Origin of the sequence: Massilia sp. IC2-477 (assembly GCF_020707265.1) — a bacterium.
Classification (GTDB): Bacteria; Pseudomonadota; Gammaproteobacteria; order Burkholderiales; family Burkholderiaceae_D; genus Telluria.
The window spans coordinates 428322-442228 of record NZ_JAJFEQ010000003.1 but is presented as its reverse complement, the minus strand read 5'-3'; the positions used below and the strand labels follow the sequence as shown (position 1 = coordinate 442228).

Sequence of the window (13907 nt, the reverse complement as noted above, 5' to 3'; positions counted from 1 at the left end):
GATGATCGACCTGTACGTCTACTACAAGGTGCGCGAGCATAACGCCGCCAGCCTTGCGCCCCGGGTGCGCGCCATGCAGGCGCAGCTCGGACTGCCTGCGCAGCTGAAGCGCCGTCCGGAAGAGCGCGACGGCCTGCAGACCTGGATGGAAGTCTATCCAGCGGTACCGGGCGGCTTCGCGGCCGCCGTCGAGCAGGCGGCGCTGGACGCCGGCCTGCTTGCGTATATCGAAGGGCCGCGCCGGTCCGAAATCTTCACGGACCTCGACCTATGTGCCTGATCGTCTTTGCCTGGCAGGTGCTGCCGGGCGTGCCCGTCATCGCGGCGGCCAACCGCGACGAATTCTATGACCGCCCCGCTACCCCGGCCGCCCCCTGGCCGGAGCATCCGCACGTGATCGCGGGACGCGACCTGCAGGGCGGCGGCAGCTGGATGGGGGTAAGCACGACGGGCCCGAACGGCCCGCGCTTCGCTGCGCTGACCAATATCCGGGGGCCGCTGGAGCGGCGCGAGAACGCCCCGTCGCGCGGCGACCTGGTGGCCGGATACCTGACCGGCGAGCTGCCGGCCGCCGACTACCTGGAACAGGTGATCGCGCGCGGCGACGTCTACAACGGCTACAACCTGGTGCTGGGCGACCGCGACACCCTGTTCTGGTACTCGAACCGCGGTGGCGAAGATCCGCGCAATGGCAAGCCGCTCGAGCCGGGCCGCATCTACGGCATTTCGAACGGCCTGCTGGACGCGCCCTGGCCCAAGGTGCTGCGCACCAAGGCCCAGTTCGCCAGCCTGCTGTGCCAGGGGGCGCCGGAGGACGCCTATTTCGAGATGCTGGCCGACACCACCCGCGCGCCCGACCTGCGCCTTCCGGAGACGGGCATGCCGATCGAGGTCGAGCGCATGCTCTCGCCGGTGTGTATCGAAATGGAGGGCTACGGCACCCGGACGTCGACGGTCGTCAAGCTCTACCGCGAGGGCGAGCCGGAACTGCACGAGCGCGTCGTCCAGCCGTAATGGGGCGGGCCGTCACGTATCACCGCGTGGGCGGAATTCGCCCACCCTACGTTCCCCCATCCGTGGGGGCATTACATTTCACAGACATATTGACAGCCGGGCGCGCTGTTACATTGTTTCCCTGTGGCAACCACATGAGGAAACGATATGAAAACATCATTGAAGCGTCTTGCAGTTCTCACCCTGGTGGCGGGTTGCGCCAGCAGCCCATGGGCAGTGCAGGCGGCCGAACCAGCTAGCAAATGGGTCACCGGCTACTACGGCGGCTACTTCTGGGACAACGGCGACTACCAGGCTCCCGAGCACGTCGACATGACGGCCATGACACATTTCGTGTTCGCGCGTATCGGTCCGGGCGGCGGCAAGACCGGCAAGCCCGGCGAGATCGTGCTTGGCGCCGGCTCGGCGCACGACCGGCGCGACCTCGGTCCCGGTGCGGCCTGGGACAAGACGGTCGAGGAATACATGATCATGCGCGCCCACCAGGTCGGCACCAAGGCGCTGATCATGCTGGGCGGCGAAGGCGACAACGCGGGCTTCATCGCCTCATCGCAGCCGGAAGTGCGCCCGCTGTTCGTGAAGAACCTGGTCGACTACATGGTCGCCAAGGGCTACGACGGCGTCGACGTCGACTGGGAAGGCATCGCCGACAAGGCCGTCGAGGAACAGGCGCTGCTCGAAGCCCTGATCGCGGACATCCGCAAGGAAGCGAATGCGCGTCCGCGCTACCAACAGAGCCCGGTGATCATCACCTTCCCGGCCGGCATGCTCAACACCAACATCGACAAGGTCACCGAGCACCACAAGCGCGTGGCGAACCTGGTCGACCAGTACAACTTCATGAGCTACGGCATGGGTTGGTTCGGCCAGGGCTGGACCTCGACCACCTTCGCGCCGCTCACGGGCCACAAGGGCTCACGCCCGATGTCGATCGCCAGCACGATCCAGATGTACGAAGACGAAGGCATTCCGCGCTCGAAGCTCGGCATGGGCCTGGGATTCTACGGCATGAACTACGCGCCGCCCTACACCGGCCCGGACCAGGAAACCGATGGCGACCTGAGCCAGTGGTCGGTATTCGACGTGCGCTGGAATTACGCCCAGCTGCACAAGCACGGCTACCTGGACAAGGGCATCTACGCCTGGGACGCCGCGACCCAGACCAGCTACCGCACCTACCCGGGCGGCTACACCCCGGCCACCCGCACTGACTGGGCCACCGGCTACCTGAGCTACGAAGAGCCGGCGACCATCGCCGCCAAGGGCGCCTGGGCGAATTCAAACCGCGCGGGCGAAGGCGCAGCCGGCACCATCATCTGGCTGGTCAACTACGGCACCACGGACGGCGTCAACAACCCGCTCCTGACCGCCACCAAGAAGGCCTTCCTGGATCCGAACGCGGTCGAACCTGGTCCCTACCCGAACCCGCTGCCGCCCGCGCCGGTGCCGACCGTGTCGGTCACCTTCGACAAGCCGAACGACTGGGGCAGCGGCTGGTGCGGCACGATGACTGTCAAGAACGTGGGTGACGTGGCCGGCTGGTTCGTGGCCGAGACCGACTTCCCGGATACGATCATGTCACTATGGAACGGCACCTACACGCTCGAGAACAAGAAGCTCGTCGTGAAGGGCATGAACTGGAACAAGATGCTGCGTCCGGGTGACGCGACCGAGATCGGCCTGTGCGCGACGCGCCCGGTCAAGCCGGTGGAACCGCCGCCGCAACTGCCGGCCGGTGCGCTGACCTCCAAGCTGATCATCACCGGCGACTGGGGCAGCGGCTACTGCGCCAAGGTGGCGGTAACCAATACCAGTGCGGTGAAAGCGGTGCGCTGGAGCGTGCAGCTGCCGGTGCAGGGCACGCCGAGCGGGCTGTGGAACGGCAAGTACACGCTGGAGAACGGCATCATGACCCTGTCGGGCGCGGACTGGAATCCGGACCTGGCGCCGGGGGCGACCAATGATGATCCAGGCTTCTGTGCGAGCCGCTGATTCATTCGACGTGATTTGACCGCGTGGGCGGAAAATCCGCCCACCCTACGGTAGGGTGGGCGGATTTCCGCCCACGCGGTCCGTGACAGGATGCTCAGCGCCGTCCTTTAACCCCTGCCCTCAGCATCTCCGTCACCTGCGGCGTCGCCGCATACGGATCCGCCGGCTGCGCTCCCTTCACGATCGCGTCGAAACGCTCCGCCACCGCACCCAGCGCCTGCGGATGCGAATAGATAAAGAAGCGCTCCTCGCGAATCGCATCGAACGTCATGCGCGCCACGTCCGCCGCCGTCACCTTGCCCGACTCGACCGCCTTTTCCGTCATCATCTGCGCCGCCATCTGGCTGGCCGTGGTGCGCTCGTGGCTGGCCAGTTCGTCCGGGCGGTTGCGGTGCGACTGGGCGATCCCGGTCGGCACGAAATACGGGCACAGCACCGAAGCCTTGATCGGTGCATCGACCAGCCGCAAATCGTGGTGCAGGGTTTCGGTGAGCGCCACCACCGCGTGCTTGGACACGTTGTAGACGCCCATCGCCGGCGGCGTCAGCAGCCCGGCCATCGAGGCCGTGTTCACGATATGCCCTTCGAAATCGGCATCGCGCTGCGCGCACTCGAGCATCACCCGGGTGAACACGCGCACGCCGTGCACCACGCCCATCAGGTTCACGCCCAGCACCCACTCCCAGTCCTGTTCCGAGTTCTCCCAGATCAGCCCCCCCGAACCGACGCCCGCATTATTGAAGACCAGGTGCACGTGATGGAAGCGGGCGATGGCGGAATCGGCCAGCTCCTGCACGTGCGCGCCCTTGCTGACGTCGCACACCATGGCCAGCACTTCGGCGCCGCCCTCCATCAGCTCTTCGGCCGCGTGTTCCAATGCCTTGGCCTGCACATCGGCCAGCACCAGCTTCATGCCAAGGCTCGCTGCCGTGTTGGCGAACTCGCGTCCCAGCCCGCTGGCGGCGCCCGTGATGACGGCAACCTTGCCGCTAAAATCCTTCATGCTCCCTCTCCCTCGTTAGCCGTTCAGACTGCGGACACGCCTCCATCGACGGCCAGCGTCTGCCCGGTGATGTGCTTGCCGGCGTCGGAGGCAAACAGCACCACCGCGCCCTTCAGGTCCTCGTCGTCGCCGAGACGGTTCAGCGGCGCGTCCTTGGCCAGGTTTTCGGCGCCGAATGCGGCCAGCACGCCCTTGGTCATCTTCGACGGGAAGAAGCCCGGCGCGATCGAGTTCACCGTGATGCCGTAGCGGCCCCATTCGCCGGCCAGCGCCCGAGTGAAGTTCACCACCGCGCCCTTGGAGGTGTTGTAGGCGATGGTCTGCATCGTGCCCGGCGGGTTGCCGGCCAGGCCAGCGATCGACGAGATACTGATGATACGCCCGTAGCGGCGCGGGATCATGGACAGTTTGCCGACCGCCTGCGTGACCAGGAAAATGCTGCGCACGTTCAGGTCCATCACCTTGTCCCAGGCTTCCAGCGGATAGTCTTCCGCCGGAGCGCCCCAGCTGGCGCCGGCATTGTTGACCAGGATGTCGACGTGGCCGAGCCGGGCGATGGCTTCCTGCACGAAGGATTGCACCTGCGCCTCGTCGGACAGGTCGGCCGCGATCGCCGAAGCGTCGATGCCGCGCTCCTTCAGGTGGGCGACGGCGGCGTCGAGCTCTTCCTGCTTGCGCGAGGAAATCACGACGCGGGCGCCCTGCTCGCCGAGGGCTTCGGCCATCTGCAGGCCGAGGCCGCGCGAGCCGCCGGTGACGATGGCGGTCTTGTCCTTGAGTGAAAAGAGTTCCTGGGTGGTGCGCATTGTTGTCTCCGTCATTTGTTCTGGTAATGCGGCGTGGAGGCCGGCTTACACCTCGTAATCCATGCACTGCCGCCCTTCGCGAATCGCGCCGATGAAAGGCACCACCGCCTTGTGCGTCGGATGGTCGATATATGCCTGCAGCGCCGCGCGGTCGGCAAACTCGGAATACAGCACCACGTCATAGGTCGCTTCCAGCCCCGGCTGGGCCAGCATCACTTCGAACTTGAGCTGACCCGGCACGATATTCGCGCACGCATCCAGGCGGCGTTTCATTTCGCGCGCATTGCTCAGGCGGTCCGCGCCCTCTGCTTCATCCTTCAACTTCCACATCACGATATGCTTGAGCATTTATCTTCCTTTACACGGCTTGCTAGGGCCAATCGAGAATAGCATGATTAAGTACGGTCGTTCGTAAAAAAGTTGCAAGTTCATATTGCGCGCCGCAGCATCTGTCCTTACAGAGTGAAGAAGCGTGTTTACGGGAAGTGTTGACAGCTTGTTACAGCTCATCTGTAAGCTCCGTGTAAGTTTGGAGTAATTATCGTGTAAGGAAACCGGAACACACTCCGCGACAGCTGACAAACAATCAGCATTTCCGGTGACACTAATACCTATACGGAGACACACATGGCAATCACACCCGGCATGACCGCCGGAGGGAGCGCTTCATCTTCCTCCGCCGGAATCACCAAGGAAGAACGGAAAGTCATTTTCGCCTCTTCCCTCGGCACGGTGTTCGAGTGGTATGACTTCTACCTGTACGGCTCGCTCGCTACCATCATCGCCAAGCAGTTCTTCATCGGCGACCCCACCACCACCTTCATCTTCGCCCTGATGGCCTTTGCCGCCGGCTTCATCGTGCGTCCCTTCGGCGCGCTGGTGTTCGGCCGCCTCGGCGACATGATCGGCCGCAAGTACACCTTCCTGGTGACGATCCTGATCATGGGCGCCTCGACCTTCCTGGTCGGCCTGCTGCCCAGCCACGCGTCGATCGGCATCGCGGCGCCGATCATCCTGGTCTCGCTGCGCATCCTGCAGGGCCTGGCGCTTGGCGGCGAATACGGCGGCGCCGCCACCTACGTGGCCGAGCACGCCCCGCACGGCAAGCGCGGCCTGTTCACTTCCTACATCCAGACCACGGCGACCATCGGCCTGTTCCTGTCGCTGCTCGTGATCCTGGGAACGAGGACCGCCATGGGCGAGGACGAGTTCCAAGCCTGGGGCTGGCGCATTCCCTTCCTGGTCTCGGTGATCCTGCTGGGCATCTCGGTCTGGATCCGCCTGTCGATGGCCGAGTCGCCGGCCTTCGCCAAGATGAAGGCCGAAGGCAAGACCTCGAAGGCGCCGCTGTCGGAAGCCTTCCTGAAGCCGAAGAACGCCAAGGTCGCCTTCCTGGCCCTGGCCGGCCTGACCATGGGCCAGGCGGTGGTGTGGTACACCGGCCAGTTCTACGCCCTGTTCTTCCTGACCAAGACCCTGAAGATCGACGAGCCCACCGCGAACATCCTGATCATGATCGCGCTGGCCCTCGCCACTCCCTTCTTCATCTTCTTCGGCTCGCTGTCCGACCGGATCGGCCGCAAGTGGATCATCCTGGGCGGCTGCGTCATCGCTGCGGCGACCTACTTCCCGATCTTCAAGGCGATCACCCACTACGGCAATCCGGCCCTCGAGCGCGCCATCCAGACCGCGCCCGTGGTGGTGGTGGCAGACCCGAATACCTGCCACTTCCAGGTTGACCCGACCGGCACCAAGAAATTCCCGTCGTCCTGCGACATCGCGACCCGCATGCTGACCGCCGCGTCGGTGAGCTACACCATCCAGGAGGCGCCAGCCGGCACCGTGGCTGCAGTGAAAGTGGGCGATACCACCTTCCAGTCCTTCAATGCGGTCATGACCCCGGACGGCCTGAACTTCGACGCCGCCTCGAAGACCCAGGAAGACGCGCTCAAGAAGCAGGTAACGGGCGCCCTCACCACTGCCGGCTATCCAGCCAAGGCCGACCCGGCAGAGGTGAACAAGCCGATGCTGGTACTGCTGCTGTTCATCCTGGTGCTCTACGTGACCATGGTGTACGGTCCGATCGCGGCGATGCTGGTCGAGATGTTCCCGACCCGGATCCGCTACACCTCGATGTCCCTGCCCTACCACATCGGTAACGGCTGGTTCGGCGGCATGCTGCCGACCGTGACCTTCGCCCTTGTGGCGCTCAAGGGCGACATCTATTACGGGCTGTGGTACCCGATCATCATCGCGCTGGCGACCGTCGTCATCGGCGGCCTGTTCATCCGCGAGACCAAGGATAACGACATCTACGCGCACGACTGAGCGCGCCGTCGTCCGTCCGAAATGCCGCTGGCGACAGCGGCATTTTTTTGTCTACTCCTCGCGTAACTCGACCGCCGCCAGCTTCCAGCTCCACAGGCCGTCCCGGTCGAGGATAAAGGCGACGCCGCCGCCGTCGGCCCGCTGCACCACGGCCTGGCCCCAGCCGCGGTAGGACAGGTCGTAATTCACCTTGTCGCGCGCCCCTTCGCCGGTCGGCGCCGGCGAACCTTCCTGCTTGGGCTGGACGCGGATGTCGCCGGAATCCAGCATCGCCGCCACGCCCGCCGGCGAGACGGCGGCATCGACCACCGGATCGATCACCGCCAGCGCCATCGCCTTGCCGAAGGCGGCGAAGGGATTCGCGCCCGATTCCCCGAGCACGCCCTGGGCGCCCAGGCGGCGCATGACCTGGACCTTGACGCTTTCGCGCAGGCTGGGGTAGTCGACATACGCGGACAGGGCCTGCGCGTCGCGGGCCTCGACGGCGACGCGCATGCGGTACAGCGCCAGGTGCGGGCTGGCAAAGAGGGCGGCCGCCAGGGTAGCGATCGCGGTAGCGGCGCCGATGGCTGCCGTTGTTGTCTTCATGGCGTTGACGCGGATGGTTGGCTCAGCCGTCAGTATATGCATGCCGGCGCGGCCAACGCGCGCGCGATGCATGCGGCGGCTCAGGCGAGAGGCAGCTCGATCGTGAACCGGCTACCGTTCCTCCAAACTTACGCAAGTTATGCAGAGCAGGCTTTGCTGTTGGATTCCTGCTTCACCGGGGCCGGTTTCGCCTTGTGCTCACGCCCAAGGCCAGCGCCTTCCCCTTCACAGGCAGCGACGGTGGAACTCACCGCCATGTTCTTCAGGTTGATGGCCGCATTGATGTCGCGGTCGTGTTGCGTCTTGCAACCCGGGCAGGTCCATTGCCTTGTTCCCAAACCGAGCGCTTCGTGCTTGTAGCCGCAGCACGAGCACAGGCGACTGCTCGCGAACCACCTATCGGCGACGACCAGGTGCCCACCCCGCCATGCCGACTTGTACTCGAGTTGGCGACGCAGTTCGTAAAAACCCATGTCGGCGATGGCGCGCGCCAGGCGGGAATTGGCCATCATGCCTTTCACGTTAAGATCTTCGATACCGATCGTGTGAAAGCGCCGCGCGATGCTGGTGCTGAGTTGATGCAGGCTGTCACGGCGGATGTTGGCGATCCGCTCATGCAGTCTGGCCAGCTTCAGCCTGGCCCTGGCCTGATTGCGCGAGCCCTTGACCTTGCGCGACAGGGCCCGAGACAGGCGGCGCAGGCGCCCCAGCAGGAAGCGCAGCGCCTTCGGTCCTGCCAGCTTCTCCCCGGTCGACAGGGTGGCCAGCGCCGCGATGCCCAAGTCCACCCCCACCGCGCCTTGGTTCTCGGCAAGCGGCAAGGACGGGTGCTCTGTATCGACAGTGATGCTGGCATACCAGTGGCCGGCGGTGCGGGAGATGGTGGCCGCGATGATCCGGCCCGCGAAACGCAGGGCTTCGCGCATTCGCACCCACCCCAGCTTGGGAATCCGGAGCTTCTTGCCCTCGAGGCGGAACTGGTCGTTGGTCAAGCTGAAACGGTCGTGCCGGCCCTTCTTGCGGAAGGCTGGATAGCGCGCCCGCCGTTCGAAGAAATTCTTGAAAGCCTCACCCAGCTGCATGATCGCCATCTGCGGCGCGTTCTTGGTCACCTCGAGCATCCAGGGGAATTGTTCACGCTTGATGGCATTGAGCTGGCGGCGCAGGGCCGCTTCGCTCGGCTTCGGCAACGCCTGGTCGAGCTTGCCAGCTTCGTACTGCCGCTTCCACTCGGCCAGCGCCCAGTTGTAGGCAAAGCGGGCCACACCAGCGGCGCGCGCCAGGTAGGCCGCCTGCACGTTGCTCGGGGCGAGCCGAATGCGGTGCGCTACGAGCATGGGGGTCCTGGTGGTAGCCGCGGTCGTCATACTAAATGAGACCGTGTAGAGCTAAACAAGTTCTGGGCGAACTGCTAAAACCCGTCTGCCCCCACGATGTCGCGCCGGGACACGCGCTGCGAGCGCAGCGACACGTCCCTTCAGCCCCTGCGCGCAGGCGGATCGAGCAACTTGCTGGACGGCGCCACCAGCAGCACCACCAGCCAGCCGAGGAAGTCGAAACAGCGCCAGAAACCGACGAGGCAGAAGAAATACACCAGCCACTGCGCCAGGCTCTCCGGCGAAGCCATGCCCGCCGCCCGCAGCACCAGATTCGACAGCAGCGCGCTCAATGCGGCCACGATACCGACGAACCACCATGTTTGACGCAACCGCGTCTCCAGCGCTTTTGCCATCCCCGATCTCCTGCGTTGATGTTCGATGTGCCTCAGCCGTTGAAGCCCTTGCCCTCGCCTGCCAGGCGCTCCAGCAAGGGCGCCGGTGTCCAGGCCTCGCCGTGCCGGCCTTGCCCGTACTTGCGGACGGTATCCAGCACCTTCGCCAGGCCGATGGAATCCGCGTAGAACATCGGGCCGCCGCGATGCAGCGGGAAGCCGTAGCCGGTGAGATACACCATGTCGATGTCCGAGGCGCGCAGCGCGATGCCCTCTTCCAGGATCTTCGCGCCTTCGTTGACCAGGGCGTAAATCAAGCGCTCGACGATCTCGGCATCGCTGATCGCGCGGCGCTCCAGGCCGATGTCGGCCGAGTGCTGGCGAATCATGTCGTTGACCAGCTCCGACGGATACGTCTTGCGGTCGCCCGCCTTGTAGTCATACCAGCCGGCGCCGGTCTTCTGGCCGAAGCGGCCCTGCTCGCACAGCAGGTCGGCGGTCTTCGAATAGGCGATTTCCGGCGACTCGACGGCGCGGCGCTTGCGGATGTACCAGCCGACGTCGTTGCCGGCCAGGTCGCTCATGCGGAACGGGCCCATCGCAAAACCGAATTTTTCGACGGCGCCGTCAACCTGCTCCGGCAGCGCGCCTTCTTCCAGCAGGAAGAAAGCCTGGCGCAGATACTGCTCCAGCATGCGGTTGCCGATGAAGCCGTCGCACACGCCGGAGACGACACCGGTCTTCTTGATCTTCTTCGACAGCGCCAGGCTGGTGGCCAGCACGTCCTTGCCGGTCTCGCGGCCGCGCACGATCTCGAGCAGTTTCATGACATTGGCCGGGCTGAAGAAGTGCAGGCCGATCACGTCCTGCGGACGCTTGGTGAACGCGGCGATACGGTCCAGGTCCAGGGTCGAGGTATTCGACGCCAGGATCGCGCCCGGCTTCATGACCGCATCCAGCTGGCGGAACACCGACTCCTTCACGCCCATGTCCTCGAACACGGCCTCGATCACGATGTCGGCCCCGGCGATGTCGGCGTAGTCCAGCGTGCCCTTGATCAGCTTGATGCGCTGCTCGGCCTTCTCCGGCGTCAGCTTGCCCTTCTTGACCGTATTCTCGTAGTTCTTGCGGATCGTGCCCAGGCCCTTGTCGAGGGCTTCCTGTTTGGTTTCCAGGATGGTGACCGGGATGCCGGCATTGGCGAAGTTCATGGCGATGCCGCCGCCCATGGTGCCGGCGCCGATCACGGCCGCGCTCTCGATCTTCCGGGTCGGCGTATGGCCTGGGACGTCCGGTACTTTGCTGGCGGCTCGCTCCGCCATGAAGGAATGGCGCAGCGCCTTGGATTCCGGCGTCTGCATCAGGTGCAGGAAGCGCTCGCGTTCGAACTGCAGGCCCTCCTCGAAGGGCCTGGTCACCGAAGCGGCCACGGTTTCGACACATTCGACCGGGGCCGGGAACGGGCCGGCCATCGCCTTGACGGTATTACGCGAGGACTCGATGAAGGCTTCGTGATTCGGGTAATCGACCTTGCGGTCGCGTACCTTGGGCAGCGGCCGAGTGTCGGCGACCTTGTTCGCGAAGTCCACGGCGGCCGCAATCAGGTCGGTCCCGGCCGGGAAGACTTCGTCGAACAGCGCGGTGCCGGCCAGCTTTTCGGACAGGACCGGGGTGCCGGACACCACCATGTTGAGCGCCATCTCCAGGCCCAGCACGCGCGGCAGGCGCTGGGTGCCGCCGGCGCCCGGCAGCAGGCCGAGCTTCACTTCCGGCAGCGCGATCTGGGCGCCCGGCAGCGCGACGCGGTAGTTGCAGCCCAGGGCCAGTTCCAGGCCGCCGCCCATGGCAACGCTATGGATCGCGGCCACCACCGGCTTGCTGCAGTCTTCCACCACGCGGATCAGGGTGTGCAGGGTCGGCTCGGTGAGCGCTTTCGGCGAATTGAATTCGCGGATGTCCGCGCCGCCCGAGAAAGCCTTGCCGGCGCCGGTCAGCACGATCGCCTTGATCGACTCGTCCGCTTCGGCCCGGCGAATCGCCTCGACGGCGGCGACGCGCGTCGCCAGTCCGAGGCCGTTCACCGGCGGATTATTCAGGGTCACTACGGCAACGCTGCCTTGGACGGTGTAGTCGGCGCTCATGTCTCTTCCTTCTCCTTGTTGTTGGTGCTGGCTGCTGCCAATCTTCTTAACTATACATCAAATAAAAGTACGTTCGTATTATTTTCTGGCCTTGTCGATTGTGCCAGAATAGTGCCTTGTTACGATAGTTTGAACACGACATGGAAAAACTGATTGCGCAGTTCCTTCGCCTCTACCTGATGCCGGGCATGGTCGCACCGAGCGACCTGGTGCCGCCTGTCTCGCTAGTGTCGGGCGACGACCTCACACGGGCCATCGTGATCGATTTCGCCAGGGGGCGCCACAGCGCGCCGGACCAGCACTGGACCGAGCTGTGCGCGGTGGCGAACCGGCTGCAGGAAGCCTACGGTTTCCCGGCGCCGGCCGTCAGCATCACCGGGGCCAGCAGTTTCCGCCTGTGGCTGTCGCTGGAAGAACCGGTTCCGCTGGGCGACGCCCGCCGCTTCCTGTCGATGCTGCGCGACGAACACTTCCCGGAGCTGGACCTGCAGGCTACGACCGAGGTCGAACTGCCGCCTTGCCTGAACGCGCAGACCGGCAAGTGGGCGGCCTTCATCCATCCGGGCATGGGAGCGTCGTTTGTGGAAGAAGCCGGCCTCGACGTCGCACCGCCGCTGGCGGCCCAGCTGGCCTTCCTCGAAGGGCTGGAAAGCATCGGCAAGGCCCAGTTCTTCGACGCGCTGGTGTCGATGAAACAGGGCGATGCGCCGCAGGCGGCAGCGCCAGCGGCAACCGAGCCGCCGCCGAAGGACGGCCTGCTGCTGAAGGATGCCACGCTCGAAGACATCGTCCGCCACCTGCATGCGATGAATATCGAGCCGACTTTCCGGCATCTGCTGCGTCCCGATTGAACACAGCCCATCTCAGGCGACCCTGGCCTGAAATGGGCTGTACCGCTGCGCTGGCGACGGTTTTTTTCTCTGTCATCGTGCAAGAATTGGCTTGACGCCAGCGCGTCCGGCGCCGGAAGGTCGCAGGGCAGCGCTCAGCGCTTGCGCATCAAATCCTTCAAAGCCACCACCGTCGACTCGACACCCATCCGCACCGCCGGCCCATGCTCCACCTTGAATAGCGGACTGTGATGGCTCGGCAGCCGCAGCGTGCCCGCCTTGGCCGCCGCGATGTCCTGCGCCGCCGTACCGCCCACGGTGAAATACACGCTCGGAATATACGGATCCGTCACGAACATCGGAAAGTCCTCCGACCCCATCCCTTCGCGGAACTCCTCGACACCGATCGCCCCGGCGCCCAGTTCCCTGGTCCAGGCCGCGCGCAGGCGCCGCACCAGTTCGATGTTGTTGACCACCGGCGGCGCTGGCGTATCCACCAGCTTCACCTCCGGCAGTTCCGACTCCGCCATGCCCGCGGCACGCGCCGTGTTCTCGGCCATGCGCTTGATGCCGTCCAACAGTAGCGCCCGTGTCTTCGGATTCTCGCTGCGCACGGTCAGTTGTAGTCGGGCGTTGTCGCCGATGATGTTGGCCTTGGTCCCGCCGTGGAAGGAGCCGACCGTGATCAGGCCCGGCTCGCGCGGGCTGAGTTCGCGGCTGACGATCGTCTGCAGGCCCATCACGATCATCGCCCCCAGCACGATCGGGTCCTTGCCGCGGTGCGGCTGGGCGCCGTGCGCGCCCACGCCCTTGATCAGGATTTCGACGGTGTCCGCGCCCGAATACGGCGACACTTCCGATGCCAGCACCGTCCCCACCGCCATGTCGGCCTTGACGTGAAAGCCCAGCGCGTAATCCGGCTTGCCGAAGCGCTTGTACAGCCCGTCCTTCATCATGGCCAGCGCCCCGCCGATGCGTTCTTCGGCCGGCTGGCCGATCAGCATCAGCGTGCCCGACCAGGCAGCACGGTCGGCCGCCATGCGCCGCGCCGTGCCGACCAGGCTGGTCATGTGGATGTCGTGGCCGCAGGAGTGCGCCACCGGTGTGACATTCCCTTCCATGTCCTTCTGAGTCGCGGTCGAGGCGTTCGGCAGGCCGGACTTTTCCGTCATCGGCAGGCCGTCCATGTCCGCGCGCATCATCACCAGCGGGCCGGGGCCATTCTTCAGGATCGCCACCACCCCGGTGCCGCCGACGCCTTCGGTCACGGTGAAGCCGGCCGCGCGCAGCTCCTTGGCCAGGCGCGCGGCTGTCTTCACTTCGAGGAAGGACAATTCGGGATTGCGGTGGAAGTAGTCGAGCAATGGCGCCAGGTGGGCGTCGTAGTCGCGCGCGACCGCTTTTGACAGCTCGTTCGGCGTATCCAGCGCAGCTGCCGGCGACACGGCAGCCGCCAGCAGTAAGGGGAAAAGTTTTTTCATTAGGATGCTCGAG

General features: G+C 65.1%; 13 protein-coding genes. 5 read left to right on the top strand and 8 right to left on the bottom strand.

Going from position 1 to position 13907, the window contains the following annotated elements; translation table 11 throughout:
* Position 1: 1 nt before the first annotated feature.
* The 3 genes from LK542_RS08115 (at position 2) to LK542_RS08105 (ending at position 3006) form a co-directional block, all read left to right on the top strand.
* The gene (locus tag LK542_RS08115; protein ID WP_227803014.1) at positions 2-280 is read left to right on the top strand and encodes a DUF4936 family protein; all 279 of its coding nucleotides are present in this window, start codon (positions 2-4) and stop codon (positions 278-280) included.
* The gene (locus LK542_RS08110; protein WP_227811489.1) at positions 271-1014 is read left to right on the top strand and encodes an NRDE family protein; all 744 of its coding nucleotides are present in this window, start codon (positions 271-273) and stop codon (positions 1012-1014) included. The genes LK542_RS08115 and LK542_RS08110 overlap by 10 nt, the downstream gene beginning before the upstream one ends.
* Positions 1015-1161: 147 nt before the next feature.
* Positions 1162-3006 (top strand): glycosyl hydrolase family 18 protein, encoded by a 1845-nt coding sequence (locus LK542_RS08105; protein ID WP_227811488.1) that lies wholly within the window; start codon positions 1162-1164, stop codon positions 3004-3006.
* Positions 3007-3100: 94 nt separating this feature from the next.
* Here LK542_RS08105 and LK542_RS08100 read toward each other — a convergent pair whose 3' ends face one another.
* From LK542_RS08100 to LK542_RS08090, 3 genes are read right to left on the bottom strand one after another with little or no spacing between them, the layout of a single operon-like run.
* On the bottom strand, positions 3101-4009 hold the full coding sequence (locus tag LK542_RS08100) for an SDR family oxidoreductase (protein ID WP_227811487.1): 909 nt from the start codon (positions 4007-4009) through the stop codon (positions 3101-3103).
* A 23-nt stretch (positions 4010-4032) separates the two neighbouring features.
* Positions 4033-4815 carry an SDR family oxidoreductase gene (locus tag LK542_RS08095; RefSeq protein WP_227811486.1) on the bottom strand — a complete coding sequence of 261 codons (783 nt, stop codon included), beginning with the start codon at positions 4813-4815 and terminating at the stop codon, positions 4033-4035.
* Positions 4816-4860: 45 nt separating this feature from the next.
* Positions 4861-5163 carry a Dabb family protein gene (locus LK542_RS08090; protein WP_227803019.1) on the bottom strand — a complete coding sequence of 101 codons (303 nt, stop codon included), beginning with the start codon at positions 5161-5163 and terminating at the stop codon, positions 4861-4863.
* Between the two features lie 279 nt (positions 5164-5442).
* Here LK542_RS08090 and LK542_RS08085 point away from each other — a divergent pair, with 279 nt between their 5' ends.
* The gene (locus LK542_RS08085; protein ID WP_227811485.1) at positions 5443-7143 is read left to right on the top strand and encodes an MFS transporter; all 1701 of its coding nucleotides are present in this window, start codon (positions 5443-5445) and stop codon (positions 7141-7143) included.
* A gap of 51 nt (positions 7144-7194) precedes the next feature.
* Here LK542_RS08085 and LK542_RS08080 read toward each other — a convergent pair whose 3' ends face one another.
* The 4 genes from LK542_RS08080 to LK542_RS08065 form a co-directional block, all read right to left on the bottom strand.
* Entirely contained in the window at positions 7195-7731 is a 537-nt protein-coding gene (locus LK542_RS08080) for a DUF2939 domain-containing protein (RefSeq protein WP_227811484.1), read from the bottom strand.
* Between the two features lie 137 nt (positions 7732-7868).
* Complete coding sequence (locus tag LK542_RS08075; protein WP_227811483.1) at positions 7869-9068, bottom strand: transposase; 1200 nt, start codon at positions 9066-9068, stop codon at positions 7869-7871.
* A 140-nt stretch (positions 9069-9208) separates the two neighbouring features.
* On the bottom strand, positions 9209-9463 hold the full coding sequence (locus tag LK542_RS08070; protein ID WP_227811482.1) for a hypothetical protein: 255 nt from the start codon (positions 9461-9463) through the stop codon (positions 9209-9211).
* 32 nt (positions 9464-9495) lie between these two features.
* Positions 9496-11583, bottom strand: a complete 2088-nt coding sequence (locus LK542_RS08065) for a 3-hydroxyacyl-CoA dehydrogenase NAD-binding domain-containing protein (protein ID WP_227811481.1) — start codon at positions 11581-11583, stop codon at positions 9496-9498.
* A gap of 140 nt (positions 11584-11723) precedes the next feature.
* On the opposite strand from LK542_RS08065, the gene LK542_RS08060 reads away from it, so the two are divergent.
* Complete coding sequence (locus LK542_RS08060) at positions 11724-12434, top strand: hypothetical protein (protein WP_227811480.1); 711 nt, start codon at positions 11724-11726, stop codon at positions 12432-12434.
* A 134-nt stretch (positions 12435-12568) separates the two neighbouring features.
* Here LK542_RS08060 and LK542_RS08055 read toward each other — a convergent pair whose 3' ends face one another.
* Positions 12569-13894, bottom strand: coding sequence for an amidohydrolase (locus LK542_RS08055; RefSeq protein WP_227811479.1), 1326 nt, complete (start codon positions 13892-13894; stop codon positions 12569-12571).
* Between the last annotated feature and the right edge of the window lie 13 nt (positions 13895-13907).

What these genes read in the sequence shown, in the direction of transcription:
- LK542_RS08105 (WP_227811488.1), top strand. Translation starts at nt 1,162, where the DNA reads ATGAAAACATCATTGAAGCGTCTTGCAGTTCTCACCCTGGTGGCGGGT.
- LK542_RS08070 (WP_227811482.1), bottom strand. Translation starts at nt 9,463, where the DNA reads ATGGCAAAAGCGCTGGAGACGCGGTTGCGTCAAACATGGTGGTTCGTC.
- LK542_RS08060 (WP_227811480.1), top strand. Translation starts at nt 11,724, where the DNA reads ATGGAAAAACTGATTGCGCAGTTCCTTCGCCTCTACCTGATGCCGGGC.
- LK542_RS08100 (WP_227811487.1), bottom strand. Translation starts at nt 4,009, where the DNA reads ATGAAGGATTTTAGCGGCAAGGTTGCCGTCATCACGGGCGCCGCCAGC.
- LK542_RS08095 (WP_227811486.1), bottom strand. Translation starts at nt 4,815, where the DNA reads ATGCGCACCACCCAGGAACTCTTTTCACTCAAGGACAAGACCGCCATC.
- LK542_RS08110 (WP_227811489.1), top strand. Translation starts at nt 271, where the DNA reads ATGTGCCTGATCGTCTTTGCCTGGCAGGTGCTGCCGGGCGTGCCCGTC.
- LK542_RS08080 (WP_227811484.1), bottom strand. Translation starts at nt 7,731, where the DNA reads ATGAAGACAACAACGGCAGCCATCGGCGCCGCTACCGCGATCGCTACC.
- LK542_RS08065 (WP_227811481.1), bottom strand. Translation starts at nt 11,583, where the DNA reads ATGAGCGCCGACTACACCGTCCAAGGCAGCGTTGCCGTAGTGACCCTG.
- LK542_RS08075 (WP_227811483.1), bottom strand. Translation starts at nt 9,068, where the DNA reads ATGCTCGTAGCGCACCGCATTCGGCTCGCCCCGAGCAACGTGCAGGCG.
- LK542_RS08085 (WP_227811485.1), top strand. Translation starts at nt 5,443, where the DNA reads ATGGCAATCACACCCGGCATGACCGCCGGAGGGAGCGCTTCATCTTCC.
- LK542_RS08115 (WP_227803014.1), top strand. Translation starts at nt 2, where the DNA reads ATGATCGACCTGTACGTCTACTACAAGGTGCGCGAGCATAACGCCGCC.
- LK542_RS08090 (WP_227803019.1), bottom strand. Translation starts at nt 5,163, where the DNA reads ATGCTCAAGCATATCGTGATGTGGAAGTTGAAGGATGAAGCAGAGGGC.
- LK542_RS08055 (WP_227811479.1), bottom strand. Translation starts at nt 13,894, where the DNA reads ATGAAAAAACTTTTCCCCTTACTGCTGGCGGCTGCCGTGTCGCCGGCA.